Source organism: Nitrosospira multiformis, from assembly GCF_900110185.1.
GTDB classification, from domain to species: Bacteria; Pseudomonadota; Gammaproteobacteria; order Burkholderiales; family Nitrosomonadaceae; genus Nitrosospira; species Nitrosospira multiformis_A.
Genome location: NZ_FOCT01000006.1, coordinates 136,151 through 162,047, shown reverse-complemented (window position 1 = coordinate 162,047; position 25,897 = coordinate 136,151). Strand labels below are relative to the sequence as shown.

Sequence of the window (25,897 nt, the reverse complement as noted above, 5' to 3'; positions counted from 1 at the left end):
TCATGAAAGAGTGGGTCTATCAGGTGTTCATCGCGCTTGATCAGCTTGCCAACACGCTCTTGAACGGATCGGCGGATGAAACCATTTCCTCGCGCTGCTTCCGGTTGAATCACATAAAAGCATATCGAGTGGCAGAGATATTCGTCAACTGCCTGTTCTTTCCGTTCCAAGGGTGGGATCACTGCCGCAATGCGTATATCAAGGAAGTGCTTGGACGGCAACTGCCGTACGAGTTTTATGACCTCGCTGTGGCGATGAATATCCAGCACGATAAAGACAGGTTGGGCGACAGGGTGCAGATATGAGCGTATTGAGCGATGAAATAGATAACGATCCGACCGGGAAGGGGTATGCGGCATTCTTGCCGGACCAGCCGGGGCATGTGGTCGCACTGCTTAATGCGCTGACCGAGACAAAGCACAAGGCGCGCATGATCACGGCGCGAGGCATTTTGTCGGATTACCCGGGAGGTCCAGTTGCTGCCGCACTCGTGCTTGATAAGCTGGAAGCTGCCGCCCCATCCGTTCCAGCTCTAAAGTGGGCCTTCGGTTTTCTCAAGACTGCGGAAGGTTTGGACATTGGACACCCCGCTACACACGGAATGATAGATCAGCTGACTCCGGGCGTGATCACCACGGAAGAGGCTGATAACCTGAAATCTCTGTCACTGCAGTCCGCTTCGCGCGCTGAAGTGCTTGGCTTGCCGTATGTGACTGAAGAAATGCTGAGGAACCGCTGATGACGACATTCACACAATCTCAAGGGGCGAAAAGTGGAGCCCTTGTTACGATGGGGGCGCTTGCTAGCGATACCTATATCGCTTCAGCGGCAATCGATCTTGGGGCGAATATCCCTCTGGATTCAACTTTTGAGGTGGTTGCGACAGTCACATCCCCGGTGAGCGATAAACAAGTGATCCTGTTTGCCCAACTGTCGCTCGATGGGACGGATTTCACCACTGGGCCTACAAGCGGTTCAAGCGCTACAGATGAAGCTGATCTGCATTGGATCGGAACGCTTCCTTGCAACAGCACAGGCACGCACAGGAAGCTATTCAGTTTGTCGGGCCTTCCTGTTGCTCAGCATATAAAGCTGGTAGTTCGTAATCGCACAGGCGTTACCCTCACTTCGGGCTTCGTCTACCGTGCCGATATTACCGGAGCATCCGCGTAAGTGTCTCTGATCCTCCCTCGTCGACTCAGGTCGCAGCCTCAATATCCCGCGCCTCTCGACAAATCGAACAAATTCCATGAGCGGCTGACGTTCGCCTATTCGGTCGGGCGTGGCCCAAGTGACGCTGCACATGGAGCAGGCTCCGTTACCGGGGCCATGACATATGGAGTGGGACAGAAAGGCAAGAATGTCAAGCCTGCTGATTCTTCGAGTTACATAGCGTTTGCGAATAACCCCGACTACAACATCACTGGCGGGATAACCGTAATTGCTCTTGTAACTGTAGGGGGGACAACAGTACAGCAGCACGTAATATCAAAGTCATCTGGCGGGGGTGGATCAAATACCCCTTGGGCATTCGGCCTGGAAATAGGCGGTTACATATTCCTTAACCGAGCCAATGCGGGTTTTCGGGTATGGCAAAGCGGGACAGCGCTAACAACCGGACGTACTGTTGTTATTGCTGCAACCCAGGGCGCAGATATATCCGTTGCGCCAAAGTTCTACGTTGATGGGGTTTTGGATTCCGTTGCATCAACAAGTCTTTATGGCGGATCTGGATCAGGCGCGCCAAATAGCAACACTGAGACTGTTAAGATCGGAAACAGGGCAGACCTGGGGGCGCGGTTTTTCGGGCTTCTTTATGATGGATTTGTCCTGGATGGCGCACTGTCTGACGCAGAGGTTGCGGATTTTTCCAGAAACATCTGGGCAATCTGGAAAGCGCCGGAGCGCCGGATATTCACCGCTTCGGCTACGACCAGCTACACACTCACCGCTGATTCTTTCTCGCTGACGTTTGCTGGAACAGACGCCAACCTTGAATATAACCGAGCTCTTTCGGCTGATCCAGCATCCTTCTCGTTTAACGTTGTTGATGCAACACTAAAACGAGGATACGCGCTTACCGCTGATTCGGCATCACTCAATTTCTCTGGTGCTGACGCCGCGCTTAAGTGCGCTCACGTTCTGCAAGCGGATTCAGGGACGCTTGAGTTAGCCGCCGCAGATGCTTCTCTAGAATACAACCGGGTATTACAGGCCGGTTCTGCAACGATACAGTTTGATGTCGCGGATGCGACGCTCACACATGCTCAACCCGGAAGCTACACGCTTACAGCAGAGCCCGTAACACTTGGTTTTGCTGTCACGGATGCTTCACTCAAATATGACCGCAAACTTACGGCAGAACCGGTCGAACTTGCTTTCAACGGCGCCGATGCATCGCTCCGATACGCTCGCGCCGTTATTGCAGAAGCTGCTCAGATTGCTTTCAATCTCAACGACGCAACCCTGACCCGCACTGGCGGGCCCGAGCCTGTCACCTCCATCGTTGAGCGCACAGCAGTATTTCAGCGCTCAAAATCCGTAACCGTCCGATTCAATTAATCAATGGCTGACTTCGTGGCAGGGGACACAGCGTCCGTCCTGAAGGTTACGTGCGTCGATAAGTCCGAGACGCCCATTGATCTGACTGGCTGTACAGCAAACATCCGCTGGAAAGATGAGGTCGGCGAGGTGCAGACAAAGGCTATGACGGTATTAGATGCTGCAAACGGCGAGTGCACGTATCAATTCGGCGAGGATGAGTTGTTTTCTCCTGGCATGTCGTTCGAGGTCGAGGTAACCGACATCAGCGGAAAGAAACTGAGCAACGTGGATTTGATTTCCGTGACAGTACGGGAGCAGTTGGGATGAGGGTAATCGAGCAGCCGAAGATCGAACCTGTATCGATTGGCGAGGTTAAGGCGCAGATAGGCGCAGATGGCTCGGACGATTTAATAGCGCGCCGGATCATAGAAGCGCGCAAATGGGTAGAGGATTACACCGGGCGTGCGCTGATCACTCAGACCAGAGAAATCCGATGGGACTGCTTTGTCGATGAGCACGAATTGCCGTCTGCTTTGACGGTTGGCAGCTTGAAATACATCGATCCATACGGGGTTGAGACAACGCTGAGCACAGAGAATTATGTGTTGGATACCTACTCAACGATTCCTTATGTGCGCGCTGTGCATGACCTCGGGTGGCCTTCCACCCGGAGAGAGCGTAACGCTGTCCGGATCCAATACACGGCAGGCTACGGGCCAAAAGCAAACGATGTTGAGCCAATAATCCGCGAAGCAATCATCCTGCTTGTCGGCCACTGGATGAATCACCAGCCCAGGATCGAGAGCGGAATTTCAATTTCCCGCATTCCATTCGCGATAACTGATCTTCTCAGCCCCTACCGGCTTTATTTCGTATGACCCACGCACGCCAACAAATCAGAGAGGCGGTAGCAGCCGTTCTCTCCAGGAATCCTGTTCCCTGGAAAACCGTAACGAAGACGCGCATTCCCGCGACGATGCAAATCTGGCCGTATTTGATGGTCTTTGCCGAGTCGGAATCATCCAGTCAGCTTACCGTCAACGACCCCTGTGTTTATGAGCGCGAGGTGACGATCACTGTCGCCGGGATGCTCAAGCTACCCACAAATACCTCGATCATTGAAGACAAGATGGATGAGTGCGCGGCAGAGATCGAGCAGAAGTTAACCCAATCCACTTTGCGCAATGAGTTGCAGCAAATCCAGTCGCTGACGCTGATCAGCACAAGCATGGAAGTCGTGCAGGAAGAGGACGGCATAGACCACGGCGAAGTCATCACGTCATGGCGCATCAGTTATTCAACACTTGAAGGTTCCCCGGACACGTTAATTTAGGAGAAGGAAATGGCAACAATCTACAAGAATTCTGGCCTGGTACTGTCGATGCAGAGCGCGATAGCTGCCTCTGTTGACATTGAGTCGGCAACCAATGCCAATCCCGGGGTATTCACGGCAACTGGTCATACGCTGCTTGATGGCGACATCATTTTGGTGCGTGCATCCGGAATGATCGAGATCAATGAGCGCATGTTTGTGGTAGCCAACAAGGCCACGAACACGTTCCAGCTCAAGAATGCCGCCACCGGTACTGTCGGCATCGATACCACGGATTTTGGCGTATTTGCGTCTGGCAGTTTCGAGAAGATTACGCTCGGGACAACGATACCTGGCGTTCAGGAATTCTCCCCGCAAGGCGGCGACATCAAGTTCCTCGATACCACCACTGTTTCCGATACCCGCGATAAGCAGATCGTGGCTGGCGTGACCGCAATGAGCTACAGCCTGACAATGCAATGGGATCCGGGCGATACCGCACAAGCCGCCATGCAAACCGCGTTTGAAACAAGCGAAGCCCGAGGTTTCCGTATCCGCTGGCCAAACGGTCGGTACATGCTGTTCTACGGTTCAGTCGGATTCTCCGGCATGCCGGGCGGTGGTAATCAGGCCGTCACCACGACCCAAGCCGCTATCGCCATGAACGGCGCCCCGACCTTTGGTATTGCTTGATGAATCCACTTGTAGACCGGTTTCTCAAGAGCACTCAATCACGTGTTGAGATAGTTCCGGGCAAGTTCATCATATTCCGCCGTCCTCTTGACGGGGACTTTGCCGAGATGGCGGCCCGCGGCAAAGCCGGTCCTCTCGACATGATTTATGAGTTCACGGTTGGGTGGGATGGCTTTGTTGATCTTGATATTTTCCCCGGTGGTGATGCCGAACCACTTCCCTTTGACAAGGAACTGTTCTGCTGGTGGATCAAGGATCATTCCGAGCACTGGAACAAGATAACCAAAGCCATAGATGACGAACTCGGAGCGCACGAGAAGAGGGTAGGGGCAGCGAAAAAAAAGTAGCGGACTGGCTGGAAGAGTTCAAGTTACCGATCCAGCCATCCGGCGCCCCTCCTGAATGCGAACTTTCGGTAAAGGTGTGGAACGCAATGGGCGGAACGCTCGACTGGAACGCTCTGCCGATCCTGACCGAGATATACGGCGTTTCTGATGTGGAAGTGCTGATTGCTCAGCTCATCGCAATGCGAGATTTTGAATGGCCGAAAAATCGATAAGCGTTCACGGTTTGAGCGAGGCAACAAAGGCGATATACGCCTACTCGCAGCAACTCGGGGACCGTGTTGTCAGGGGCTCGCTACGGGTCGGCGCTAACTACATTGCCAGAATTGCGAGAGCCAGTGCGCCCGTCAAGACAAGCGCCTTAAAGAGGCGCGGAATCATTGTTCGCAACTCCAAAATACATCGCGGCAAATCATCAAAAGACATGATCGGGGTATATCTCACGATAGCCAGGAAGAAGAAAGATGATCCGTATTACGGCAAGTTCCAGGAGGCTGGATGGAGAGCCGGGAAACGAGTTATGCCCGGAAAGCTGTTTATCGATAAAGCATTTGAGCAGAACAAGGAAAAGGCAGCAGAGGCTATCCAGCAATCCGCGATAGCTGCGTCTGAGGTATTAAAGCGCAAGGTGGGTCTGTAATGGCAAAAGCGATCACAATTGATTTTAATGCCAATGTCGCACGCTTCCAGTCGAGCGTCGACCGGATGACCAACGATCTTGCCAAGTTCCAGACGAACGCGGATCGCATCAGCAAGAACGTCAGCAAGTCTTTTGAGCGGCTAGGTTCTGGGCTGCAAGGCATTTTTGGGGGACTGGTTGCCGGTATCAGTGTGCGCGAAATTGCGCAGATGGCTGAAACGTACAGCAACATTCAAGCTCGACTTAAACTCGCCACGCGCAACGCGGATGAGTTCGCTCAGGCCAACGCTAATATCCGGCGCATTGCGGACTCAACCAAAGCCCCGCTTGAGGCTACCGCTACCCTCTATACCCGTATTGCCCAGTCTCTCATCGATGTCGGCGGAACGCAGCAGCAGATAGCGAATACCACTCAGGCGCTTGCGCTCGGCCTGAGAATATCCGGGGCGTCGGCGGAAGAGTCTGCATCTGCGATGACGCAATTCTCCCAAGCTATAGCCTCTGGCGTATTGCGTGGCGAGGAATTTAACTCGGTCAATGAGGCAGCGCCACGTGTTATGAAGGCGTTGGCCGATGCTCTCGGTGTTCCTGTCGGTAAGTTGCGGGAGATGGCACACGAGGGCAAGCTGACTCGTGACATCCTGGTGGAAGGTCTTGGCTCGCAGCTTCCGAAACTGATCAGGGAGTCTGAGACGCTACCGAAAACGATCGGTACCGCTTTTACGGATGCAAGGAATGAACTGCTCTTGACCGTGGGAGCGATAGACAAGGTAACAGGGGCAAGCGCCAAGGCGGCAGAGGCGATTGGTCTGATTGGGAAAGCATTCAAAGGCTTTAGAGACACCCCGGATTCAATAATCAGCGACAAACTGCTCGATACACAGCAGTTAATGGATTCCGCTCTGAAGATGCGGAAACTATTTAATGCGCTAGGTATGGAGCCGCCACAAGGCGCGAGCGACAGCTACATCAACAAACTAAACCAGCAAGCGCTGGAACTTAAGCGCAGCCTGGAAGGGGTGCGCGAGGAAGCGGCAAAGGCAGCAGCAGCACCGGCTGATCCCGAAGCCGGGATGAAAGCGTTGTTGGCAAAAGCGGAAGCTGAAGCCAAGGCAAAGAAAGCGGCGGATGATGCGAAAAAAGCCGCTGAGGATGCGGCGCGAGCAGCAAAGGCATTCGCCGCTCAACAGCAAACATTTATCGACGGCCTGCAAAAAGAAGCCGATACGCTCGGCATGACAGCATCTCAGCTTAAAGTCTATGAAGCCGGTTTGCTCAAAATAACTGGCGCAAGATTGGATGGCGTGAAAGCAAACGCGGAGCGTATCGAGGCATTCCAGGCTGAGCAGAAGGTTCTGGAAGACATGCGCGAGTCCTACGCAGAGGCCGCAGAGTCATACCTGGAATTTATCGGCACCGTAGCGAAAGACAACAAAGTAGCCACGGAGAAGGTAGAGCGGCTCAAGGTTGAGCTAGGCCTTGTAGACAAATCCGAGGCGCAACAGAAGCGCATGCTCGCTCTGTACGATCTCGAAGTGAAGGTCAAGGAGCGTCTGAAAGAATTAGACGGCTTGGATACCGGCGATTCTGTTCGCAAGATCCAGGAAGAGGCGATACTGAAGGCTAAGGCGAGCGAAGAAGAGGCGATCCGGCTGGAAGAGCAGATACAGAAACAGAAAACACAAGTCGCAGAGATGCAGAAAGTCTGGGATAACTTCGGTTTCAACATTCAGCGCAATCTCGGGGATCAGCTTTTCAATATTCTGGACGGAAACTTCAAGAATATCGGCGCGTCGTTTGCTTCAATGATCAAGCGCATGGCGGCTGATGCGCTGGCAGCGAATCTGACTCAAGCTTTGTTTGGCAAAGACGGTGGTTTGCTCAAGATGGGACTGTCGCTGTTTTCCTCGGTTCTTGGCATTGCTGGAGGGATAGCTGGGGGCGGCGGGGCGGCTGCTGGTGCGTTGAAAGTAACAAGTCCAGGGCTTACTGGCTGGGCCGCCAAGGGCGCATATTTCGACCATGGAGTGTCGTACTTCGCCAAAGGGGGAATAGTAGATTCGCCCACCTTCTTCAAATTTGCCAAAGGCGGAACAATTCATGATGGAGTAATGGGCGAAGCTGGAACCGAGGGAATCTTCCCGCTCAAACGAGATTCTCAGGGAAGGCTTGGAGTTATTGCCCAAGGCGGCGGAGGTGTGTCGGTCAACTACGCTCCAGTAATCAATGTCGATTCACGCACTGACCGCGCAGAGGTTCACGCTATCGTATCGAGAGCGGTGAAACAGGGAAACGCCGATCTGGTCGATAGGCTCTCCCGTCAAGGCGCGATATGAGCATCATCACTTTCCCTGAGTCGCTCAAGGTCGCCCGCGTGACATGGGCACAGCAACGGAATGATGTGGAATTCCGCTCCGGCTTTGGCGCTCAGGCGGTGGAACTGGCTGGCCCGCTCTGGTCTGTCACACTCGAAGCCGCGCCGGGACGTGAGGCAGATAGTGGCGGCTGGCAAGCGCTCGGAATGCAATTACGCGGCAGGACAAACCAGCTCGAACTGTGGAACCATGCCCGCCCCGTTCCCCGGGGAACCATGCGCGGCACCATGACGCTCAATTTAGACGCGGCGCAGGGCGCTACAACCTTATCCATTGTGGCAAGCGGGCAAGCGTCTAAAACGCTTCTGCAGGGCGATTTGCTCGGGATAGGGGATAACCTAACACAGCAGGTCGTCATGGTCGTAGAGGACGCCAAAAGCGATGGGAGTGGCATTATCTCCGTGACTGCTGAGCCGCCTTTGCGCAATGCATTCTCGGCGGGCGAAGCGATAACCTGGAACAGACCTAAGGCGCTATTCAGGCGTGTCAATTCCCGTTTTTCGTGGGAGAGTTACGCCGCCGTGACCGAGGGTTTTACTCTTGATCTGATCGAGGATTGGCGTATATGACGATTCTTGATTCGGCTCAGCAGACAGAACTTGAAAAGCCCGTTGCGCGTCCCGTCTACTTCGTGGAGTTCCAGTTTTCCTCTGAGACGCAATACGTTTGCACGGCAGACAGAACGATCACATGGAACGGCCACGACTGGCTTGGTTTTGGAATAGTCGGGTCAATCAGTGCCATAGAAGAGTCAGAAGGCGTTGAATCGAAGGCACTGAATTTTATGCTCAACATAGCCCAGTCCGCCATTTTGGCGCTGGCAGTGGGCGACGTCGAAGAGTATCGCGGCAAACCCGCGAAGATGTATTTTTGTCCCCTGAACGAATCCTTTCAGCTTGTTGGGACGCCTCAGCTTTGCTGGCGCGGCATTATGGATTTGGTGGCCGTCGCTGTCGAGGGCGAAGAAGGTCGGGTGACGCTGAAGTGCGAGACGAGTGCTTATGGCCTCAAACGACAACCCTCTCTGCGGCTGAATGCCGCACAACACAAGAGGAAATATCCGAACGATAAGGGGTTTGATTATCTCAATGATCTGATAGCAAATCCTACTGTTTGGTTGTCAAAAAAATTCCAGCGGAGCATTAACTGACGTGCTTATAATCTCCTGTTTTAACAGGAGGGAATAATGAAAAAAATAGCAATAGTGTCAGCAGTAATTATTATGTCCGGCTGCGCCGCATCGAAGCCTATTAATTTTACACATCCAACTGCAAGCCAATCACAGTACTTGGCTGACGCCAAGGGTTGTGAGTACGAGGCTACAAAACATACGCAAACGGTTGATCCTCGTTATGGGGATCTTTACGGCGCGCTTGATATGCACGAACGGCGACGGAACTTGGCGGTGATGTGTATGGAGGCAAAGGGGTATGCAGTTGCTAAGGAATAATGAAATTTTCCGAATACATTTCTTCCCATGCAAATAGAAGGTTTATATGGGGCGTGCATGACTGCTGTACGTTTGTTGGGGAATGGGTGCGACTTGAGACAGGGCGCGATTACCTGACAGAACACCGACCGTGGACAACGGCGCGTGAAGCAAAGAAAAAGCTGAGAGACCTAAACGGTCTCTCTTTTTTTTTGGATCAACATTTTAAAAGAATCCCCCCCGGCATGGCGCAAGACGGCGACCTCACAATTTATCAGGGCGCTGCGTGCCTGTTCAGTGGGCGGCATATCGTTTCTGTTGGCGAAACCGGCCTTGTTTTTACTGATCGCTCCGTCGCCAAAGAGGCCTGGACGTGCCGCCATTAATCCCGGCTATCGGGGCGCTGCTTGGCGGCATTACCTTATCTGCAACGACTGTACTAACCGCCGCATCCATTGCGCTGACGGTTGGCACTACGATATTCGGTGCCATGGCGCAACGCGCTGCCGCAAAGAAGGCGAGGCGCGCAGCGGCGAAAGCGCGGGAAGATTTTCTCAATTCCCTGCAAGAGCGCACGGTCACGCGCATTGCGAGTGACGCTGCTCATCGGTACGTTTACGGTCGTGCCAAGGTTGGCTCGGACATAGTAGCGATTCTGTCCAGCGGCGAAAATGAAGAATTCAAGCACTTGGTCTGTGTTCATGCCGCCCATGAGTGTGACGGGATCGAGAAAGTTTATATCGACGGTAAAGACCTGGGGGAGCTCGATGCGGACGGCTTTGTTACCGGAGGGGAATATTACTCAGCCAGAACAGAGAGCATAACCGAGAATTTCCCCGCGTCGCCTTTTACCCTGGCGCACACGCCGAGCAGTGCCGTCAAGGTATTAGCGTACGGACCTCCGGCGCTGTTCAAGTTGCTCCCGACTTTTATAACTGAGGTTCCATATACTCAGTCAGGCAACACTATCACCGTTACTGGCAACCCGGGCGCAACGCACTACAGCGTCACGTACCAGTACCAAGTCAACACCTCACAGGTGCGGGTGCGCAAGCATCTTGGCGTGCCGGGCGATACGGCCGACGCCTCCCTGCTCGCAGAATGTCCTGACAAGTGGAGTTCGAGCGCAACCCTCACCGGGTTTTGCTATACGGTAATCAGGCTTGATCTGCGGCAGCCGAACTTCCAGGGTGGCGTGCCTGGGGTTGAAGTATTGCTGCGCGGGAAGAAACTTTACGATCCGCGCACAGGCACAACGGCGTGGAGCCAGAACAACGCTCTAGTCATTTATGACTACCTCACGTCCGAGATGTGTGGAGTCGACGCAGGCGACATTCCGCTCTCGCACGTGATCACGGCTGCGAATGTCTGCGATGAAGCGAAATCCTTCGGCGCGCTCTATACCTGCAATGGCACGGTAACAAGCGATCAGGATCAGGCTAATGTGCTGGAAGCCATGGCACAAAGCATGGCCGGGGGGATCGTTGCCACCACATGGGAGATATACGCGGGCAAGTACGTGGCGCCCATAGCTTCATTGCAGCAGGAAGATATTGTCGGGGCTCTCGCGGTGACTCCTGGCATATCCGACGCGGATACGATTAATGGAGTCCGCGGGCAGTTCGTCTCTGCCGAAAATCAGTATGTAGCGACCGATTTCAAGTCGTACCAGAATGCAACGTACCTGGCAGCGGATGGCAAGGATAAGTTTTCCAACATCGATTTCCCGTTCACCGATACGACGCAGCGAGTTCATAACCTCTGCCGGATCATAACCGAGGACCAGCGCAACGGTTTTACGGTCAAGGCTGAGTTTTCGCTCAAGGCATGGGATTACAGGGTAGGGGATCGGGTAACACTGACCAGCGCGTTCCTTGGGCAGACGGACAAGGTTTATCGGATCACCGATAAGAGCTATGCGCCGGACTCCGCTATCACGCTGACACTCAAGGAAGACGCGCCAAGCATTTGGGACTTGGCTGATACCGTCACTCTGGACGATACGCCGAATACTGACCTGCCGAATCCCTTTGTAGTCCAGAAGCTGGATCTTGTGACGTGCTACTCCGGCACGGATGCGCTGCTCGCGCAGGGCGATGGAACGATCATCTCCCGGATCCTTGTGGAGTGGAAGGGCGCCGTCCTTGCTGATGGCGAGATCGAGATACAGTGGCGCCGAGACTCAGAAACGGCATGGCGGAAAACTAGCGCGCTCAGCGATGAGACAAGCGCTTACCTCTCCCCAGTGGTTGACGGCGGCTGGTACGTTGTCCGGGCGCGTCCACTCAACCCATATTTCAACTCCAGATCAGATTGGACCTATGCCGATCTGCATCAAGTTGTCGGCAAGTCAGAGCCGCCTGATGACATAACCGATCTCGCGATAGATGAGGATGTGCTGTCGTGGACCGGCGTTAATGATGTCGATCTGGCCGGATATGTATTCCGCTACCACTTCGGCAACAACCTTGACTGGAATACCGCTGTACCGCTTCACACTGGGATCATAACCTCATCGCCATATACCGTTACCAATCTGCCCTACGGATCGGTAACGATCATGGGCAAGGCTGTCGACACAAGCGGGAATGAATCGCTCAATGTCGGCACGGTTTTTACCAATCTTGGCGATGCGCCCATTGCCAACGTCGTTGAAACGTACAGCTTTCACCCGACGTTTGATGGAACGCTCACAGATTGCACGGTCTCTGGCGGCCAGATCGTGGCCGGGGCGGCAGACTCTTTTTATGGGGATGATGCGCAGTCATTTTATGGCTCGGTAAATACAGCTTCGCTCTACAAGCCGGAAGCCGGGTTCAGGAAAATGGTTTACGAGTCCGGCGTAATGAACGTTGGGTCGGCTCTGACCGGATCGAAGATGACTTTGGCGCTGGCGACCAGCGGCATTGATGTTGTTGTCGAGTATCGCGTTTCAGGACTCGGTTCATTCTATGGACCGGATGACGAATCGTTCTATGGTTCCGACACAGAATCTTTCTTTGTTTCCGAGCCAGACGCTTTCGACGCTATCGATCTGGAGAGTTTTGATCCGAGCAACCCGAATTCTTTCGTCGCGGTTGATCTGGCAAATTTTGACCCGAACAACCCGAACAGCTTCCTGGCTGTTGATGCCGCGCTCTCATCCGAAGGGGGCCCGTTCTACGGATCGTCTTCGGCAGCATGGCTTCCATGGCCGGGGCAGGTTACGGTGAAAAATGCGGATTACCAGTTTCGCGTAACGATAGGCGGCGGGACGACTCAGGGCAAGATCATCAGCATGACGGTGACGATTGATGCCCCAGACATCAAAGAGTCGATAGCAAATCTCCCGATAAGCGCGTCCGGCACGGCCATCCCCTATACGAAAAACTTCGCCTCGATCAAGGTTGTCACGTTCGGCGCTCTGCAACCCGGCGCGAGCGGCGCGCGCAGCTTGACCATAGATAAAACCGTTCCCCTTGCTCCTGTTATTCGCGCTCTGAATAGCTCAGGCGTGGCCGTATCAGGAGCAAAAGTAGATGTTGATATTCAAGGATATTAAATGACAGCGTTACCGTTAAAAACAAGCATATCCGACACATACCCGAATCCTAGTAACGCAACCGCACGAGCCGGATTTGCGCAGCTATGGGACGTGATCAATGAGGTGTTTGAGAAACCGGAACTCGATCTCGCGTCTGCCACCACCTGCGACATTGGTGGGCAATTATCGACCAAGCTGCGGATCACTGGCACAACAACGATCACCGGCTTTGGCACGAATTACCGGGGCCCTATCCAGATCAGAATGGCCGGGGCGCTGACGATTACGCATAACTCAACAACGCTACGCTGTCCTTGGGGTGTAAGTTACACGACGACGGCAAATGAGTTAATGGCCGCATGGCCGATTTCCTCATCTAGCGGGACTGCGGATGGATGGCAGCTTGTGTCATTGAGCGGAGGCGTCCTGTCCATTGCGGCAGGCGGCACGGGCGCGGCTACTGCGGCAGCAGCGTTTTCTGCGCTCAAGCAAGCCGCAACGACATCCGCTACCGGGGTGGTTGAATTGGCAACAGATGCTGAGGCGCAGGCTGGAACAGACGCTACTCGCTGTGTCACGCCAGACAACCTCGGGGCAGTAGTGCTCGGCCTGGGCCAGAGTTGGCAGAACCTCACCGCCAGCCGCGCTGTAAATACGACCTACACGAACTCAACCGGCAGATCAATTCAAGTAAGCGTATGCGTGTCATCCTCTTCAGGAGGCTCAGCGGCTGTAATCCTCATTAATGGAGCCATCAATATTTATGGCTCTTCAGGGGCGGCGCCGGGTGAGTTTTTATATGTGTCGGCAATAATTCCAGCGGGGGCGACATATAGAGTCGGAGTGACGGTCGGTAGCGCCTCTATCGTTTCAAACGGCTGGACAGAGTTGAGGTAACCATGTCATTCAAATACTACAAAGATCAAAACAACCAAGTCTATGCATTCGAGGCGGATGGATCGCAGGATGCGTATATCAAACCCGAACTAACCTTGATCACAAAAGCTCAGGCTGATGCATTGCGTGTGCCTGCTACAGCCATACCGAGCGTTATCTCAATGCGTCAAGCTCGTCGCGCCCTACTTCAATCCGGGTTGCTTGCACAGGTTGATGCCGCTATCGCCGCAATGACGGGAGCGGCAGGTGACGCGGCTCGGATTGACTGGCAATTTGCTCAGACGGTTGAGCGCACTCATCCGCTAGTCGGGACGATGACTACGCAACTTTCTCTGACCGAGAAGCAACTTGACGATCTGTTCACGCTGGGAGCTACACTGTAATGGCCTGGAATGATCTAGCAACTGTCGTCGGTCGCAAATCCAAGGGGACCGCGCTCTCGCTTGAAGAATATGACGCAAACAACAATGCACTCAACGCGAAGCAAGCCGAGAAAGCTCCATACGCAACGAGCGGCGGCAAGCCTATTGGCTTTACTGGCAAGCACGGCTTTGTTTATCCGCTCATTCGTCGTCCAATAGAAATTTTAGCTGGATCGGCTATTGGATTTTCATGTTCCCTGACCTCGATTGACGAGCCTCTTGATTCGTTCGCTATCCCTGCAGGATTGCTTGGTGTTAACAGCATTCTCCAGATCGAGCCGCTTTGGACATTCACCAACAGCGCGAACAACAAGATTTTGAAGGTCAAGGTTGGCGGCGTGACAGTTTACAGCGCCACGCGCACCACATCTGTCAAAGAGGCTCCGCTGATCGTCCTGGCAAACCGTAATTCCCTGGCATCGCAGATACAGCCTTATGACGGCGCTTATGGCACAGCAGGGGCGAGCGCTCCAGCAACCCACTCAATCGATTTCGCAAACAATGTCGTAGTCGATATTACCGGGCAGAGAGCAGACAGCGGCGATGCTCTCACCCTTGAATATTATCGCGTGCTGCATTTCGTGGGAGATTAAATGGATGCCTTGAACGCAATATGGGCAGCGGTAACTACGCCCGTCATATCTTATGACTTAACGGTTCATACAAGCCTCGATCTAGTTAGTATCGCCCTCGGAAGTGCTGCGGCGATTGGACTGGGTCGCATGATTTACAAGCGGTGGAGTGAATCCTGATGACTGACTTCTTTGTTCGTCCTGTCGGGGCGCACAGCAATACTCCAGACGGACTCACGTATGAGACTGCTTGGCTTGGTTGGACAACCGTGCAATGGGGCTCAGGCAAAGTCACTGCGGGATCTACATTGTACGTGTGCGGCGCTCATACTTACTCTGAGATCATTCGACCCGGCGCGAGTGGAAGCCTGGGTAGTCTCATAACAATTCGCGGCGATTACGCGACTGAGGCTGGATCAATTACATTCAGTGCCGGGGCCTACTACTTCAACATAGACAAGTCCTATATAACCCTGCAATCGCTCACGATAACTTCAGGGAACAATCGCTGCATTGGCGTTACCGGAATACCGAATATCGGCTTCTGGCTTAAGAATTGCACGCTGTCCGGATCAGCCCTGCAAGCAGTGGACTTAATGCCTGCTAATACCTTTGCATACAAGGACGTCGTCATTGAAGGCAACACGTTCAACGGTGGAACTGGGGGAGCAATTCTCTGGTGGGTCACAAGTAGAGTGACCACTACTCTGACAAACATACAGATAAACAACAACGCCTTCAACGGTGTATCCGGCCCGCGCGGCGTCATCGTTTTTAACGAACAGGACTTCTTCTACGACGATGGCATTACACCTTGGGACGGAGCAAAGATGGAAGATGTGGTCATCAGCCGGAATGCGTTTGCCAATTGCAGCGGAGTTGCTATTGAGTGTTTCTGCCCTGCGATCTATGGGCGAAATTCAGGCATCAAGGTTTATGACAACACTATCACTAATCAGCAGAGAGTGGGTCTTGTTGGAGGGGGTATTGTTCTCGGCGGATTTGGCCTGTCCGCTACTCCAGATTTTGGGCCCAATGACGTTTATAACAACAAATGCTATGGGCTCCATGGGCTGTCTGGCCTTGCAAATATCTTCTATGGAACATACCGTGTCTTTAATAATTACGCGGAGAACCTGACAACAGGCGGGGTAGATGCTTGCGGTATTCTGTTCGACCATGATTGCCGGGACAGCGTTGCGTTTGGAAACCAAATCAGGGACTTATACGGTAATGGTTCTACCAACAACTCCCCTCCCGCGGGATCGGGGATACTGATTTTAGATGCTACAAATTGCACGGCTTACGGCAATCTGGTTGTTAACTGCGTGACCGGCGTTTCCTTTGGAAATAAGGAGGCAGCGCAATCATCAAACATCTTCAACAACACATTCGTCAATTGCTCTTACGCCGGAGCTTACATGATGTCTACGGCAGACAATACGGCAAACGTTATCCGAAATAACATCTTTACTACAACAACCAGTTCAACGCCTTCTGTCAGGGCAAATACTGCTTCTGCCTGGACTGGCGAATCCAATAACTGTTTTTATGGTTTCTCTGGTCCGGTCGGTCATACATTAGCGGCATCAACTTTGACAGCCGATCCTGACCTTAACACGGTTTACAGGCCGGAAGCAGCCAGTTGTATCCGCACCGGAGCATATCTAGGCGGCAAAGACTTCTACGGCAAGCACTTCTATAACCCCCCGAACATCGGGGCGGTGGATGACAATCCTGTTCCCGCATGGCTGACGGCAGCAGAGCCGGTTTGATCAACTTTTGATTTTTCGCAACGAGGCCGCTAATGCGGCCTTTTTTATTTGATGAGCATTACTTTTTATCGCAGGAGACGGAAGATGTTAGAGAAATTGGAAGAGGCGAAGGAGCAGGTTAAACAACTCGATGCGAAAGCTGATTCGTTCCTGATGAAGCTGGTTGGCTCTCCGTGGACCGGACTTGCTCTTGTTGCTGCGGCGGTTATGTTTGCTCTGGCAGTGCTCGGATAAGGAAATTTCGATGCGCGACTTCGAGGCGCCCGTGTGGGTAAAGGTGGCTATTTTGTGGGCGCTTTCGGCGTTCAATTGGGTTAACGACAACCTGCCGATTTTGATCGGATGGGGGACGCTCATTTATACCTTGTTGCAGATCGGCGTGGCATACAAGAAATGGCGCGCCAAACCTGCTGAGAAGTGTGATGGATGAAGCAGACCGAGCTGCAGCACAAGAAGAGAAACAGCTTGAAGCTGCGTTGAGTCACAGAAAGCCGGTGCCAGAGCGTACCGGCTTTTGTTTGAACTGTGATGAGCCAGCGGAGGGTGCGTATTGCTGCCGCGAGTGCGGAGAGGATTTTGAGGCGAGAGAGAGGGCAAGATGATCAAACGTATGGCTGTTTCCGGTCTGGTGGTTGGAGCTGCTCTGCTTGTCGGGATCACGAAACAGGAGGGATTCCCACTTGAGGCTATTATTCCTGTTCCCGGCGATGCTCCCACTATCGGCCCAGGTCGCACTGAAGGCGTGAAGATGGGAGACAAGACAGAGCCGGTGCGCGAGTTGATCTACCTCTTAAACAACCTCGAGGGCAAGTATGCGGCAGGCGTCAGAAAGTGCGTCAAGGTCGAACTCTATCAGCACGAGTTCGATGCATACGTGAGCTTGACCTACAACATCGGTGTATCGGCGTTCTGCAGCTCTACGCTTGTAAGTGAATTGAACAAGGGCGAGTACGAGACGGCCTGCCGGGAAATATTGAGATGGAACAAATTCCAGGGCAAGCCATTGCGCGGCCTGACGATCCGGCGTGAAGCGGAATACAAACAGTGCATGGGGCTGACATGAACAAAATCTGCTGGCAGCAAGGTTTAGTCACAGCCGAGGACTTGAGCGATCGCAGACCTTTTCTGCTGCGCTTTCATGAAGGCAATCAGATCCCCGGTCCGGTTCGGGCAAGTTGCGTCATTGCTGAATCGCACGAAAGCGATTTGACTGCCCTGGTTGAGGCATGGCACGGCGTTGTACTGAAATCCGATCCGCATTCAATAGAGGCATTCTGCCGCGCCCATCAATTCCCCGGTGCGTCATGGTGGCGCAGCAAAGAAGGAAGAGAGGCGTATCAGATGTGGATTTACCAGAATTTCCCGCATTGATTTTTTAAACGGGGCATTTGCCCATTTTAAACCGCGCCGACCGTGAGGGTTGAGTCCCTAGACAGATGGCATTTCTTTAAGGAAGAAGCAGATGGAAAAGGACAATTTAACAGTTTCTCTTAGCTTTGGTATGCATGACGCTCAAGGTCGTGGATCGAAAGTTCCTTTTGAGTTTACCGGCCTCAGCTATAAGGACGCCGTTCACATACAGGGACGATTGCTGGAGATTGTGAACGAGCTTCACGGTATTGCTAAAGCAAAGATCGAGGCAAACGGTTAAGACATGCGCTTCGGAGCGCCTCCGGGCGCTCTTTTGCCTAAAAAACGAGCGATCTACAGGCTCCACAATCGATTATTTTTTCTCGGCAATGGTTAGATAAGGGGCTGAAATCTTGTCACTTTTCATAATTATTCTAGCGTCATGTGCCATCGGTTTCGGCGGCGGCTGGGTGGTCAATGGCTGGCGCAACGGGGAAGAAATAGCGCGTCTCGGATCGCGTTCCGCTGTTGCTGAGTCCAGCAACCAGAAATGCGAAACGGATATTGCTGATGTGCGCCGGGGTGTTGCCGAGATGGTCAATGCGGCCACTGAGCGAGCCAAGAAAGCAGAGGCCGCGATGCTCAATGCTCAAGCCAAAGCGGAGAAACACGTGACGGCGGCGAAGGCTATCCGGGAGGCACCTGTGCGCCAGGATGAGCCGATGTGTGATGCGGTATTCAGGGAGCAGGGGGAATATGTACAGAAAAGACGTAATTCGTAGACATATCGTAAATGACATGTATAGAAAATCCGTTTTTCTTTACATGTTGACGCTAGCTCTGACTGGCTGCGCCTCGAAGCCAATCATCCAGACGCGCGTCATCGAAAAACCTATTCCCGTCCCGTGCCATGTCGAGATACCAGAAGAATGCAAGGAAGCTTATTCAGTCGATCGCGTTTCTCCTGCTGACAATGCGCTGACGATCAATAGGGCGTTGCGTGCCGAGATAGAGGAACGGGCGGCGTGTGAGGTCAAGTTAAGGGCTGCGGTGAAGGGGTGTAACCAATCTAAGCCCTCCGTTTTAAACGAGAAATCTGGAAGTTGACGCGTTTTGAAACGTGGGGGAATTGGTATAATCCCCCTGGGGACGCCACGAAATCCCCAGTTTTTAGCTTGATTTTGTAATGGATACAACAAGCTGGACTGGAGGAATCGAAAGTAATGCGGTCTATCAGGCTGCGCAGTATGTCTTTTAGCGATTCTCTGTCGAGTTCCGGTAGATTTTCTGCCACCCTCGAGAGCATGGATTGCACATCAGACTCTTTTATCTCACGCAGCGCCTTCGATTGCTTCCGAGTCACTTCCAGTCTGGAAAGCTGATCTTCGAGCAGGCTCGTTGATGCGCGAATTCCTCTATCTTTTGAAGCAGCGTTCCAATTGCGGTTGTCTCTGACAGAAGATCGGATAGCCGGTTTATTTTTGCATCCAGCCTTTTGATTTCCGCCTTCAAGTTTGAGCCCTCCGCATCGTAGCTTGGGCCCATCAGGAACCATTACAGCCAAAGCCGGAGCTTGCACATGCGCGCCCTCGTTTGATTAGCAAAACTTGGAGGATAGAATGATATTCAGAGATGCCGAACAAGCCCCTCGTCAAGAAACAGGAGAGCGAGGTTAGTGACTCTCTTCCCGGAGGGTTGGGAATGGTTAAAAGAAGATTCCGTAATATCAAGTCTGGTAGACTGGTATCGGGCTCAACAGCTGGAGATTGATTATGAAGAGGACATAATACTTCTAATAGCTGCTGTGGCGTTATCAGGATGCGCAACCACAAGCGGGTACGAAAAGAAATTAGCTTTGTTTTACGGCCTATCAGAGATTGATTTGATCATGTTGCTTGGCACTCCTCAGCAAGTTTATGAGGCAGGAGACAAAAAATTCCTTACTTATTCTTTTTCCAAGTCTGTAATGGTTCCGGCTGGGGAAGAAAGTGTCGAAAATACCAAGTCATGCCAAACTACCTTTGAAGTTGAGAAAGGTATCGTTGTCGGATCAATCTGGAAAGGGAACGACTGCAAAGCGTAGCCTCCGATAAAACAGGATCACAAGCTACTTTCCGGCGACGAAGAGAACGATAGTGAAGGGTCTGAGCATTAAGGATGTTTATCTGCTCCGTCTTGTGATCAAGTTGAGATAAATCGATGCCGGCCATGTTCCATCCCTCCAAGCTGGGTTTTTTATTGCTGTGTTTGCTACCGAACATTACTCAGCAATATCATCTGATATTGTAATCTTCATGTTTCTCGTCCACGGTGGATAAAGAAACATCTTTAAGGAGATTACAGATGAACAAAGATCAAGTTAAAGGTGCGGCTAAAGATATCGCCGGCAAAGTACAGCAGGAGGTAGGAGAACTGACCGGTGACAAGGAACAGCAAGCCAAAGGACTTGCCAAGCAGGCTGAAGGCAAAATCCAAAAAGGAGTTGGCGATGCGAAAGAGGCAGTCAAGAAGGCCGCTGACAAGCTCTGACGAAATGCCGGGAAGCTAAAAGATCACTCAATAATAACAATACATTCTCCTCTCCTCACTTCCTAAACCCGCCTGCGCGGGTTTTTTATTTCCATACGTTAAGTATTTAACGGCAGAGATTCCATTGTATTGTTAATCTACCTACTCACTTCTCCCTTCCAAAACAGGAAAGCGATTGCAGTAAACGGTGTTCGCCGGACTTTTTGTTGCCATCCTCCGAAGGTTACAAGAATCTCACAGCTGATTCACATCAATTTAACCCCCGATGTAATAACGTACTTTGCCTAGACTCATTAAGGAGAGAGGAAAGGATGAAGCGCGAATACCAAATAGGAAATGATCAACTGATCGATCACATCTTGAAGCTATGGAACTTAGGGCTGGAAGAATCGCAGCGAGCCTTGATTGACCTGATAAGAAGCCTGGACGAGACTACTCGGCAAGAAGTCCTTCAAGTTCTTGAGAACTCAGTGAGCGGCGAGGGTAGGGCAATTGACCGGCTGAGGACATCAAGATGAACTCGCCGGAGTTTCCACAGCTTCTCCCTGAGGACACTCCAAAATCGCAAATTGATGTGCCGGATTGTGTGATAAATACAACAGTCCGGGACTTGTTAGTTGAATCTGAATCGACCTGCCCTGGCTCTTTCGGCCATGCCGGTTTCTTCCCTTGATCGTGGCCAGAAATCCGGAAGCTTGAAAACAATAAACTCAACCTCATGATTTAACTGAGATAATCTTAAGCTCTATTTGCTCTGTACTGTAAAAGGATGATGAGGGAGATTTCGGATAAACGTGATTATGCCGAAATGAGCGGGGAAATTGTTTCTCAAGCCAGAAGTTGATGAGAAAGTGGCTCTTGACATTCGGCGTCATCCCATACAAAGTATTGGTTCCAGAAATGCCATTTAATTAAAACCAACTAAACTTCGAAAGGAAACTAATGATGAAAATAAACAAGGCAATGTTTGCGGGTCTGGCTTTTGGCATGCTGTTGACGGGTGCGGTGCACGCAGCAGAACAAAAATTCACGGTGGTTATCAATGCCTATGACACCACGATTCCTGAACTTAATGTTGAAGGTGTTACGGTTAAGAACATCCGGGCCTTTAATGTTCTCAACGAGCCGGAAGCACTGACCGTCAAGAAAGGTAATACAGTAAAGGTCACCATCGAGAACAAATCGCCCATCAGCGAAGGTTTTTCCATTGACGCCTATGGAATCAAGGAAGTAATCAAGGCTGGCGAAACCAAGACCGTTAGCTTCAAAGCGGACAAGGTCGGTGCATTCACCATCTGGTGCCAGCTTCATCCCAAGAACATCCACCTGCCCGGTTCTCTGAACGTCATCGATTAATTGGATCGATCTGATGCTGCTGATGGAGCAGCATTGGCGGCGAAAGATGCATTCTCGTTCTGTCGTACAGTTATAATTAAAAACCCGCTGATTAGCGGGTTTTTAATTTATGCATTTAGTTCGGGAATGTTCTTACGGCGCAGGTAAGATGTATAGGGAAACGACAAGCCGAATTGCTTGCAGCGCATTACGTTTTCCCAAATGTCTTTCATTACTTGGCTACACACATCCCTTTGCAGTCAAGCCCATCCCTCGTGGGGTCGCATTTATCCGATGGGTCATCGATGCAAATCATGCCGCCCGCACATTTGATTCTGCTGGGACCACCGCAAGGTTGCTTGACTTTTGTTTCTTCGCCTTTACCCGCTACGCACTTGCCCGGACAGTTCAGACCATCTTTGGTGGGGTCGCACTTGTCTGACGGATCATCTACGCAGGACATACCCCTGGGACATTTAATTACGCTAGGCCCGCCACAAGGCAACTCCTTTTGGTCCATATGCTGGGATTTCGAATCGGATTTATGGCCTTCATGCATTCCGTCCTGTGCCTGAACATTTCCTCCCAAACCCATGGCCAAGCCCAGAGTCAACGCAAGCAATGTTGTGAATCTGGCCACGCTAAAAACAGAATAAGTTTTCATGTCAACTCCCCTTGAAATGAAGAAAAAAAGCAAATGACCGAGAACTCCCTCTTGCTGACACTAGTTTATTATTGATGATGAATTTCTTATATAAAAAAAGAAAGAAGTGGCAAAAAAACACGATAATTTTAGGAGCGGAAAACTGTCGTGTTCTGTGCGGTGACGCACCTATTGCAGAGGTCGAATTTGCACAGGTGGGAGCGCCGCGTCATAATCCTGACTGTGGTTCGTTAACTGGCGGAAAAGTATGGATGACGTTTCCTGGAGCGATGAAGAACTGAAGGCTTGCGTTGAAGCTTACGTTGAGATGCAGCGCAATGAGCGTACTGGGCAGCTCATTGTAAAGAAGCAGTATTACAAAAAGCTGGTGGAAATGTTCGGCCGCAGCGAACAGGCTTTTGAATCTCGCATGCAGAACATTTCCTATGTTCTTTCACTGATGGGACGCGGATGGATGACCGGGCTGAAGCCGGCAAAAAATATCGAGCCTCTTGTTGCTGCGCGGGTCGAACAATTACTGGAGCAGACCAGTGGACAAAAGGTGGTTCCAGTAGCCGCCTTTGAGATTGCTGTGCGCGAGGCAACGGAACAGAAAGACCTTCCCAAGCCCAGCGGTAATCCCCGCCCTAAACGACGACGCATATCTGTTGCGCAATTACAGCGTGATCCCAGCGTGAAGGCATGGGTGTTGCAGCAGGCAGCAGGAACTTGCGAATCATGCGAAAAACCCGCTCCATTTCAAGGGGCGGATGGATTACCTTATCTCGAATTGCATTACGTTCAGGGCCTGGCTGATGGCGGAGCCGATGCTGTTTCCAATGCAGTGGCGCTATGTCCCAATTGTCATCGCGAGATACATTACGGCGCCAATGCTCACGCGGTGGAAGCGTGGCTGTATGACACAGTGCAGAGACTGGAACGGGATTAGATAAAGGTGAAGGTCGGGTTGAAATCATGAATCCGGGGGAGAGCTGATGCTCTGGCAGGCAATGACCGCAGCGCGGGATCTCGGACGCCTGCACGAGATTGCTTCAATCCTCATACGGCATGGTTTCGGGGATGTGGTGCGCCGGCTCGGGTTTGCCCATGCGCTGGAGCGTGCCGGACGCGCATTGCATTGGAGTGAGGCCACCGAACTGGCACAGCTTGAACCTCAAGCGAGTGTGCGGCGCGCGATGGAGGAGATGGGACCTACCTTCGTCAAGCTCGGCCAGATTCTGGCAACACGCGTCGATCTTTTCGATCCCGAATGGATCGCTGAATTCAGCAAGCTGCAGGACAGTACACCGGCTTCCCCTTATCCCGAAGTCCATCAGCAGCTCACTGAGGATCTGGGCGCCCCCCCGGAGGAAATATTTGCCGCCTTTGAGCCGGAGCCGTTTGCCGCCGGATCTATTGCCCAGGTTCATCTTGCACGGTTGGAAGATGGCACCGAAGTTGTGGTCAAGGTGCGGCGACCCGGCATTCGAGTGGTGGTTGAAGCGGATTTGCGCTGGCTCTCAAGGCTTGCCGAACTCATCGAAACCAGCAACTCGGAACTGCGCCACTTCCACTGGCAGGAAGTGGTTGCGCAATTTACACAGTCACTCCGGCGTGAACTCGATTTTGGTGCTGAGTGCCGGCATGCGGAACGTATTGCCTCGAACTTCGCCGGCTACTCGGACGAGGCCTCGCCCATTTTGCCCTTGACACATCCTCCTGCCGGCGAGGATGAATCTTCTTCGTTACTTCCACTCATTGTCATTCCCAAGGTTTATTGGCAATGGACCGGTGAACGCGTATGTGTGCAGGAGTATATTCGAGGCATTCCTGGTCGCGATGTTGCGGCGGTCGATCGGGCTGGTCTCGACCGCAGGGTTCTCGCCCGCCGTGGGGTGGGGGCGGTGATAAAAATGATTCTGGTGGATGGGTTGTTCCACGCGGACCCGCACCCTGGCAACCTGTTTTATCTTCCGGGCAACCGAATTGCCTTCATCGATTTTGGCATGATCGGCCTGCTGGGAGAAGCACGGCGCGGAGAGCTGATCCATCTTTTACTCGGGCTGGTTCAGTATGATTCCGCCGCGGTGGCCGATGTGTTGCTCGACTGGACCGGGGAGGGTGATGTCAACGAAGAAGCGCTTAAGACTGAAATCCAGTTGTTTGTCGATCAATATCTGGGCGTCCCTTTAAAGCAGCTCAAGCTTGGCTCCATGCTTGCAGACCTTGTTGCCATCCTGCGCGGACATCGGCTGCATCTGCCGCCTGATCTTGCGCTCTTTTTCAAGGCATTCATTACGCTTGAAGGCACAGGAAGAGAGCTCGATCCGGAACTGGATATTGCAGGCGAGGCACTGCCCCTGTTGCGGGATGCAATGGCAATCCGTTACGCGCCGGCCGCAATGGCAAAGCGCGGATGGCGCACAGCCATCGAGCTGGCAAGTCTGCTAAGCAATTTGCCTCGCGATCTCTCGCGATTGTTGCGTTCTGCCCGTCGGGGCAAAGTGGATATTCATATCGAGGTGGCGCATCTCAAACACGTTGGTGATCAACTGGACGGTGCGGTCAACCGGCTGGTCGTGGGTATTGTGGTTGCCGCTGTCATCGTGGGTTCCTCAGTCGTGATGGCAGTCTCCACTGGGCCCACTCTATGGGGGGTCCCTTTCTTCAGTCTGCTCGGGTTTGCCTGTGCAACGATTGGCGCAATATGGCTGTTTTCGGCGATTTCCCGGGCCAATAAGGCCGATCGCGAGAGGAAGCCACGAGGCGATTGATCGCAGGATTGCGTTTGTTTGCGTGTGCTCGTATTCATATGCTGCCTATTTCATTCTTTCTTCCAGTAGCAGAAACCAGGATAGAACAATGAGAACAATCAATTTCTTGCAAACCCTTACTTTGGCAATCGCCATCGTACTGGTAGCCGGGTGTTCGACTACGCAGCGCAACACTCAATCATCAAGAACAGCTGTCGAACAGCTCCTCCTGAGTGAAGCAGTAAAAAGAAGCTTTCCCAACGAGCCAGGGGAATTCCTGCTCATCCCCCGCGGAGCGAGCGTGGCGATCAACACGGTAGGCATGACGCCCGACCAGGCTTTTCTGCAGCAGGTTTTAGCCGGATGGCTGGGGCAGCGGGGTTATCTGGTGCAGAAAGACGGCAAGGATGCCACACATCGGGTCGACGTGGTCGTGGAGGCCCTGGGAACAGAATTATCGGGGACATTCATGGGAATGCCTCCGGTCCAGAGTCAATTCATTCCATTTTCGCTGCCGGAATTGGCGCTCTATAAATCCCAGTATCAGACCGGATATGCGAAATTTCGCCTGAATGTCTTTGGCTTGCCAGCCGGGAATTTTCTTGGCTCGACCTCTGCTTTTCTGGGGGATGCCTACTACAATGACTACACGGTTCTCTTCATGTTGTCGCATACCTTCACAGATCTTCCATCCGTTCCGGAGAGGGGTTCCTTCAACCGCAAGCCCGCCAGTCCGCGGGGGGAGAATAAGGCAGAGTAAG

General features: G+C 52.5%; 35 protein-coding genes. All 35 read left to right on the top strand.

Annotation, left to right across the window (positions count from 1 at the left end):
- The first annotated feature begins 2 nt into the window (after nt 1-2).
- Nucleotides 3-305, top strand: coding sequence for a hypothetical protein (locus BMY01_RS08805; protein ID WP_074746319.1), 303 nt, complete (start codon nt 3-5; stop codon nt 303-305).
- Complete coding sequence (locus tag BMY01_RS08800) at nt 302-739, top strand: hypothetical protein (protein ID WP_074746317.1); 438 nt, start codon at nt 302-304, stop codon at nt 737-739. The genes BMY01_RS08805 and BMY01_RS08800 overlap by 4 nt, the downstream gene beginning before the upstream one ends.
- On the top strand, nt 739-1,173 hold the full coding sequence (locus tag BMY01_RS08795; protein WP_074746315.1) for a hypothetical protein: 435 nt from the start codon (nt 739-741) through the stop codon (nt 1,171-1,173). Before BMY01_RS08800 ends, BMY01_RS08795 begins: the two co-directional genes overlap by 1 nt.
- Nucleotides 1,174-2,562 carry a LamG-like jellyroll fold domain-containing protein gene (locus BMY01_RS08790; protein ID WP_074746313.1) on the top strand — a complete coding sequence of 463 codons (1,389 nt, stop codon included), beginning with the start codon at nt 1,174-1,176 and terminating at the stop codon, nt 2,560-2,562.
- Nucleotides 2,563-2,565: 3 nt separating this feature from the next.
- A complete protein-coding gene (locus BMY01_RS08785; protein WP_074746311.1) occupies nt 2,566-2,871 on the top strand; it encodes a BppU family phage baseplate upper protein in 306 nt (101 codons plus the stop codon).
- A complete protein-coding gene (locus BMY01_RS08780; RefSeq protein WP_074746309.1) occupies nt 2,868-3,422 on the top strand; it encodes a head-tail connector protein in 555 nt (184 codons plus the stop codon). Before BMY01_RS08785 ends, BMY01_RS08780 begins: the two co-directional genes overlap by 4 nt.
- Nucleotides 3,419-3,877, top strand: coding sequence for a hypothetical protein (locus tag BMY01_RS08775; protein WP_139176828.1), 459 nt, complete (start codon nt 3,419-3,421; stop codon nt 3,875-3,877). The genes BMY01_RS08780 and BMY01_RS08775 overlap by 4 nt, the downstream gene beginning before the upstream one ends.
- Before the next feature lie 9 nt (nt 3,878-3,886).
- Nucleotides 3,887-4,549, top strand: a complete 663-nt coding sequence (locus tag BMY01_RS08770; RefSeq protein WP_074746305.1) for a phage tail tube protein — start codon at nt 3,887-3,889, stop codon at nt 4,547-4,549.
- Nucleotides 4,549-4,896 carry a hypothetical protein gene (locus BMY01_RS08765; protein ID WP_074746303.1) on the top strand — a complete coding sequence of 116 codons (348 nt, stop codon included), beginning with the start codon at nt 4,549-4,551 and terminating at the stop codon, nt 4,894-4,896. Before BMY01_RS08770 ends, BMY01_RS08765 begins: the two co-directional genes overlap by 1 nt.
- 86 nt (nt 4,897-4,982) lie before the next feature.
- A complete protein-coding gene (locus BMY01_RS18610; RefSeq protein WP_302848424.1) occupies nt 4,983-5,108 on the top strand; it encodes a hypothetical protein in 126 nt (41 codons plus the stop codon).
- A complete protein-coding gene (locus BMY01_RS08760; protein ID WP_074746301.1) occupies nt 5,090-5,533 on the top strand; it encodes an HK97-gp10 family putative phage morphogenesis protein in 444 nt (147 codons plus the stop codon). The genes BMY01_RS18610 and BMY01_RS08760 overlap by 19 nt, the downstream gene beginning before the upstream one ends.
- Nucleotides 5,533-7,869, top strand: a complete 2,337-nt coding sequence (locus BMY01_RS08755; RefSeq protein WP_074746299.1) for a tape measure protein — start codon at nt 5,533-5,535, stop codon at nt 7,867-7,869. The genes BMY01_RS08760 and BMY01_RS08755 overlap by 1 nt, the downstream gene beginning before the upstream one ends.
- The gene (locus BMY01_RS08750; RefSeq protein WP_074746297.1) at nt 7,866-8,477 is read left to right on the top strand and encodes a hypothetical protein; all 612 of its coding nucleotides are present in this window, start codon (nt 7,866-7,868) and stop codon (nt 8,475-8,477) included. Before BMY01_RS08755 ends, BMY01_RS08750 begins: the two co-directional genes overlap by 4 nt.
- On the top strand, nt 8,474-9,058 hold the full coding sequence (locus BMY01_RS08745; RefSeq protein ID WP_074746295.1) for a hypothetical protein: 585 nt from the start codon (nt 8,474-8,476) through the stop codon (nt 9,056-9,058). The genes BMY01_RS08750 and BMY01_RS08745 overlap by 4 nt, the downstream gene beginning before the upstream one ends.
- 36 nt (nt 9,059-9,094) lie before the next feature.
- The gene (locus BMY01_RS08740; protein ID WP_074746293.1) at nt 9,095-9,358 is read left to right on the top strand and encodes a hypothetical protein; all 264 of its coding nucleotides are present in this window, start codon (nt 9,095-9,097) and stop codon (nt 9,356-9,358) included.
- Complete coding sequence (locus BMY01_RS08735; protein WP_074746291.1) at nt 9,358-9,723, top strand: DUF6950 family protein; 366 nt, start codon at nt 9,358-9,360, stop codon at nt 9,721-9,723. Before BMY01_RS08740 ends, BMY01_RS08735 begins: the two co-directional genes overlap by 1 nt.
- Entirely contained in the window at nt 9,711-12,878 is a 3,168-nt protein-coding gene (locus tag BMY01_RS08730; RefSeq protein ID WP_074746289.1) for a phage tail protein, read from the top strand. The genes BMY01_RS08735 and BMY01_RS08730 overlap by 13 nt, the downstream gene beginning before the upstream one ends.
- Nucleotides 12,879-13,757 (top strand): hypothetical protein, encoded by an 879-nt coding sequence (locus BMY01_RS08725; protein WP_074746287.1) that lies wholly within the window; start codon nt 12,879-12,881, stop codon nt 13,755-13,757.
- Between the two features lie 2 nt (nt 13,758-13,759).
- Nucleotides 13,760-14,140 (top strand): hypothetical protein, encoded by a 381-nt coding sequence (locus BMY01_RS08720; protein WP_074746285.1) that lies wholly within the window; start codon nt 13,760-13,762, stop codon nt 14,138-14,140.
- Nucleotides 14,140-14,772, top strand: a complete 633-nt coding sequence (locus tag BMY01_RS08715) for a hypothetical protein (protein WP_175463234.1) — start codon at nt 14,140-14,142, stop codon at nt 14,770-14,772. Before BMY01_RS08720 ends, BMY01_RS08715 begins: the two co-directional genes overlap by 1 nt.
- Complete coding sequence (locus tag BMY01_RS17770) at nt 14,773-14,931, top strand: hypothetical protein (protein WP_175463233.1); 159 nt, start codon at nt 14,773-14,775, stop codon at nt 14,929-14,931.
- Entirely contained in the window at nt 14,931-16,526 is a 1,596-nt protein-coding gene (locus BMY01_RS08710; protein ID WP_074746283.1) for a right-handed parallel beta-helix repeat-containing protein, read from the top strand. The genes BMY01_RS17770 and BMY01_RS08710 overlap by 1 nt, the downstream gene beginning before the upstream one ends.
- A gap of 84 nt (nt 16,527-16,610) precedes the next feature.
- Entirely contained in the window at nt 16,611-16,760 is a 150-nt protein-coding gene (locus BMY01_RS17765; protein ID WP_175463232.1) for a hypothetical protein, read from the top strand.
- A 10-nt stretch (nt 16,761-16,770) separates the two neighbouring features.
- Nucleotides 16,771-16,956, top strand: coding sequence for a hypothetical protein (locus tag BMY01_RS08705; protein ID WP_074746281.1), 186 nt, complete (start codon nt 16,771-16,773; stop codon nt 16,954-16,956).
- Nucleotides 16,957-17,124: 168 nt separating this feature from the next.
- On the top strand, nt 17,125-17,589 hold the full coding sequence (locus tag BMY01_RS08695) for a lysozyme (protein WP_074746277.1): 465 nt from the start codon (nt 17,125-17,127) through the stop codon (nt 17,587-17,589).
- Nucleotides 17,586-17,897 (top strand): hypothetical protein, encoded by a 312-nt coding sequence (locus BMY01_RS08690; protein ID WP_074746275.1) that lies wholly within the window; start codon nt 17,586-17,588, stop codon nt 17,895-17,897. The genes BMY01_RS08695 and BMY01_RS08690 overlap by 4 nt, the downstream gene beginning before the upstream one ends.
- Before the next feature lie 91 nt (nt 17,898-17,988).
- A complete protein-coding gene (locus BMY01_RS08685; protein ID WP_074746273.1) occupies nt 17,989-18,177 on the top strand; it encodes a hypothetical protein in 189 nt (62 codons plus the stop codon).
- Between the two features lie 112 nt (nt 18,178-18,289).
- Nucleotides 18,290-18,658: a hypothetical protein gene (locus BMY01_RS08680; protein ID WP_074746271.1), complete on the top strand. Its 369-nt coding sequence runs from the start codon at nt 18,290-18,292 to the stop codon at nt 18,656-18,658.
- 16 nt (nt 18,659-18,674) lie between these two features.
- The gene (locus BMY01_RS18060; protein WP_139176824.1) at nt 18,675-18,983 is read left to right on the top strand and encodes a hypothetical protein; all 309 of its coding nucleotides are present in this window, start codon (nt 18,675-18,677) and stop codon (nt 18,981-18,983) included.
- 568 nt (nt 18,984-19,551) lie between these two features.
- Nucleotides 19,552-19,959: a hypothetical protein gene (locus BMY01_RS08665; RefSeq protein ID WP_074746265.1), complete on the top strand. Its 408-nt coding sequence runs from the start codon at nt 19,552-19,554 to the stop codon at nt 19,957-19,959.
- A 260-nt stretch (nt 19,960-20,219) separates the two neighbouring features.
- Complete coding sequence (locus BMY01_RS08660) at nt 20,220-20,405, top strand: CsbD family protein (RefSeq protein ID WP_074746263.1); 186 nt, start codon at nt 20,220-20,222, stop codon at nt 20,403-20,405.
- 942 nt (nt 20,406-21,347) lie between these two features.
- Nucleotides 21,348-21,761 carry a nitrosocyanin gene (locus BMY01_RS08650; protein ID WP_011380929.1) on the top strand — a complete coding sequence of 138 codons (414 nt, stop codon included), beginning with the start codon at nt 21,348-21,350 and terminating at the stop codon, nt 21,759-21,761.
- A gap of 890 nt (nt 21,762-22,651) precedes the next feature.
- The gene (locus BMY01_RS08640) at nt 22,652-23,332 is read left to right on the top strand and encodes an HNH endonuclease (RefSeq protein WP_074746255.1); all 681 of its coding nucleotides are present in this window, start codon (nt 22,652-22,654) and stop codon (nt 23,330-23,332) included.
- A 46-nt stretch (nt 23,333-23,378) separates the two neighbouring features.
- Nucleotides 23,379-25,157, top strand: coding sequence for an ABC1 kinase family protein (locus BMY01_RS08635; protein WP_074746253.1), 1,779 nt, complete (start codon nt 23,379-23,381; stop codon nt 25,155-25,157).
- Nucleotides 25,158-25,245: 88 nt separating this feature from the next.
- Entirely contained in the window at nt 25,246-25,896 is a 651-nt protein-coding gene (locus BMY01_RS08630) for a hypothetical protein (protein ID WP_074746251.1), read from the top strand.
- Nucleotide 25,897 lies beyond the last annotated feature (1 nt).

Excerpts from the sequence above, each read along its gene's own strand:
- BMY01_RS08805 (WP_074746319.1), top strand. The coding sequence starts at position 3 with ATGAAAGAGTGGGTCTATCAGGTGTTCATCGCGCTTGATCAGCTTGCC.
- BMY01_RS08800 (WP_074746317.1), top strand. The coding sequence starts at position 302 with ATGAGCGTATTGAGCGATGAAATAGATAACGATCCGACCGGGAAGGGG.
- BMY01_RS08795 (WP_074746315.1), top strand. The coding sequence starts at position 739 with ATGACGACATTCACACAATCTCAAGGGGCGAAAAGTGGAGCCCTTGTT.
- BMY01_RS08785 (WP_074746311.1), top strand. The coding sequence starts at position 2,566 with ATGGCTGACTTCGTGGCAGGGGACACAGCGTCCGTCCTGAAGGTTACG.
- BMY01_RS08780 (WP_074746309.1), top strand. The coding sequence starts at position 2,868 with ATGAGGGTAATCGAGCAGCCGAAGATCGAACCTGTATCGATTGGCGAG.
- BMY01_RS08775 (WP_139176828.1), top strand. The coding sequence starts at position 3,419 with ATGACCCACGCACGCCAACAAATCAGAGAGGCGGTAGCAGCCGTTCTC.
- BMY01_RS08770 (WP_074746305.1), top strand. The coding sequence starts at position 3,887 with ATGGCAACAATCTACAAGAATTCTGGCCTGGTACTGTCGATGCAGAGC.
- BMY01_RS08765 (WP_074746303.1), top strand. The coding sequence starts at position 4,549 with ATGAATCCACTTGTAGACCGGTTTCTCAAGAGCACTCAATCACGTGTT.
- BMY01_RS18610 (WP_302848424.1), top strand. The coding sequence starts at position 4,983 with ATGGGCGGAACGCTCGACTGGAACGCTCTGCCGATCCTGACCGAGATA.
- BMY01_RS08760 (WP_074746301.1), top strand. The coding sequence starts at position 5,090 with ATGGCCGAAAAATCGATAAGCGTTCACGGTTTGAGCGAGGCAACAAAG.
- BMY01_RS08755 (WP_074746299.1), top strand. The coding sequence starts at position 5,533 with ATGGCAAAAGCGATCACAATTGATTTTAATGCCAATGTCGCACGCTTC.
- BMY01_RS08750 (WP_074746297.1), top strand. The coding sequence starts at position 7,866 with ATGAGCATCATCACTTTCCCTGAGTCGCTCAAGGTCGCCCGCGTGACA.
- BMY01_RS08745 (WP_074746295.1), top strand. The coding sequence starts at position 8,474 with ATGACGATTCTTGATTCGGCTCAGCAGACAGAACTTGAAAAGCCCGTT.
- BMY01_RS08740 (WP_074746293.1), top strand. The coding sequence starts at position 9,095 with ATGAAAAAAATAGCAATAGTGTCAGCAGTAATTATTATGTCCGGCTGC.
- BMY01_RS08735 (WP_074746291.1), top strand. The coding sequence starts at position 9,358 with ATGAAATTTTCCGAATACATTTCTTCCCATGCAAATAGAAGGTTTATA.
- BMY01_RS08725 (WP_074746287.1), top strand. The coding sequence starts at position 12,879 with ATGACAGCGTTACCGTTAAAAACAAGCATATCCGACACATACCCGAAT.
- BMY01_RS08720 (WP_074746285.1), top strand. The coding sequence starts at position 13,760 with ATGTCATTCAAATACTACAAAGATCAAAACAACCAAGTCTATGCATTC.
- BMY01_RS08715 (WP_175463234.1), top strand. The coding sequence starts at position 14,140 with ATGGCCTGGAATGATCTAGCAACTGTCGTCGGTCGCAAATCCAAGGGG.
- BMY01_RS17770 (WP_175463233.1), top strand. The coding sequence starts at position 14,773 with ATGGATGCCTTGAACGCAATATGGGCAGCGGTAACTACGCCCGTCATA.
- BMY01_RS08710 (WP_074746283.1), top strand. The coding sequence starts at position 14,931 with ATGACTGACTTCTTTGTTCGTCCTGTCGGGGCGCACAGCAATACTCCA.
- BMY01_RS17765 (WP_175463232.1), top strand. The coding sequence starts at position 16,611 with ATGTTAGAGAAATTGGAAGAGGCGAAGGAGCAGGTTAAACAACTCGAT.
- BMY01_RS08705 (WP_074746281.1), top strand. The coding sequence starts at position 16,771 with ATGCGCGACTTCGAGGCGCCCGTGTGGGTAAAGGTGGCTATTTTGTGG.
- BMY01_RS08695 (WP_074746277.1), top strand. The coding sequence starts at position 17,125 with ATGATCAAACGTATGGCTGTTTCCGGTCTGGTGGTTGGAGCTGCTCTG.
- BMY01_RS08690 (WP_074746275.1), top strand. The coding sequence starts at position 17,586 with ATGAACAAAATCTGCTGGCAGCAAGGTTTAGTCACAGCCGAGGACTTG.
- BMY01_RS08685 (WP_074746273.1), top strand. The coding sequence starts at position 17,989 with ATGGAAAAGGACAATTTAACAGTTTCTCTTAGCTTTGGTATGCATGAC.
- BMY01_RS18060 (WP_139176824.1), top strand. The coding sequence starts at position 18,675 with ATGTATAGAAAATCCGTTTTTCTTTACATGTTGACGCTAGCTCTGACT.
- BMY01_RS08660 (WP_074746263.1), top strand. The coding sequence starts at position 20,220 with ATGAACAAAGATCAAGTTAAAGGTGCGGCTAAAGATATCGCCGGCAAA.
- BMY01_RS08650 (WP_011380929.1), top strand. The coding sequence starts at position 21,348 with ATGATGAAAATAAACAAGGCAATGTTTGCGGGTCTGGCTTTTGGCATG.
- BMY01_RS08640 (WP_074746255.1), top strand. The coding sequence starts at position 22,652 with ATGGATGACGTTTCCTGGAGCGATGAAGAACTGAAGGCTTGCGTTGAA.
- BMY01_RS08635 (WP_074746253.1), top strand. The coding sequence starts at position 23,379 with ATGCTCTGGCAGGCAATGACCGCAGCGCGGGATCTCGGACGCCTGCAC.
- BMY01_RS08630 (WP_074746251.1), top strand. The coding sequence starts at position 25,246 with ATGAGAACAATCAATTTCTTGCAAACCCTTACTTTGGCAATCGCCATC.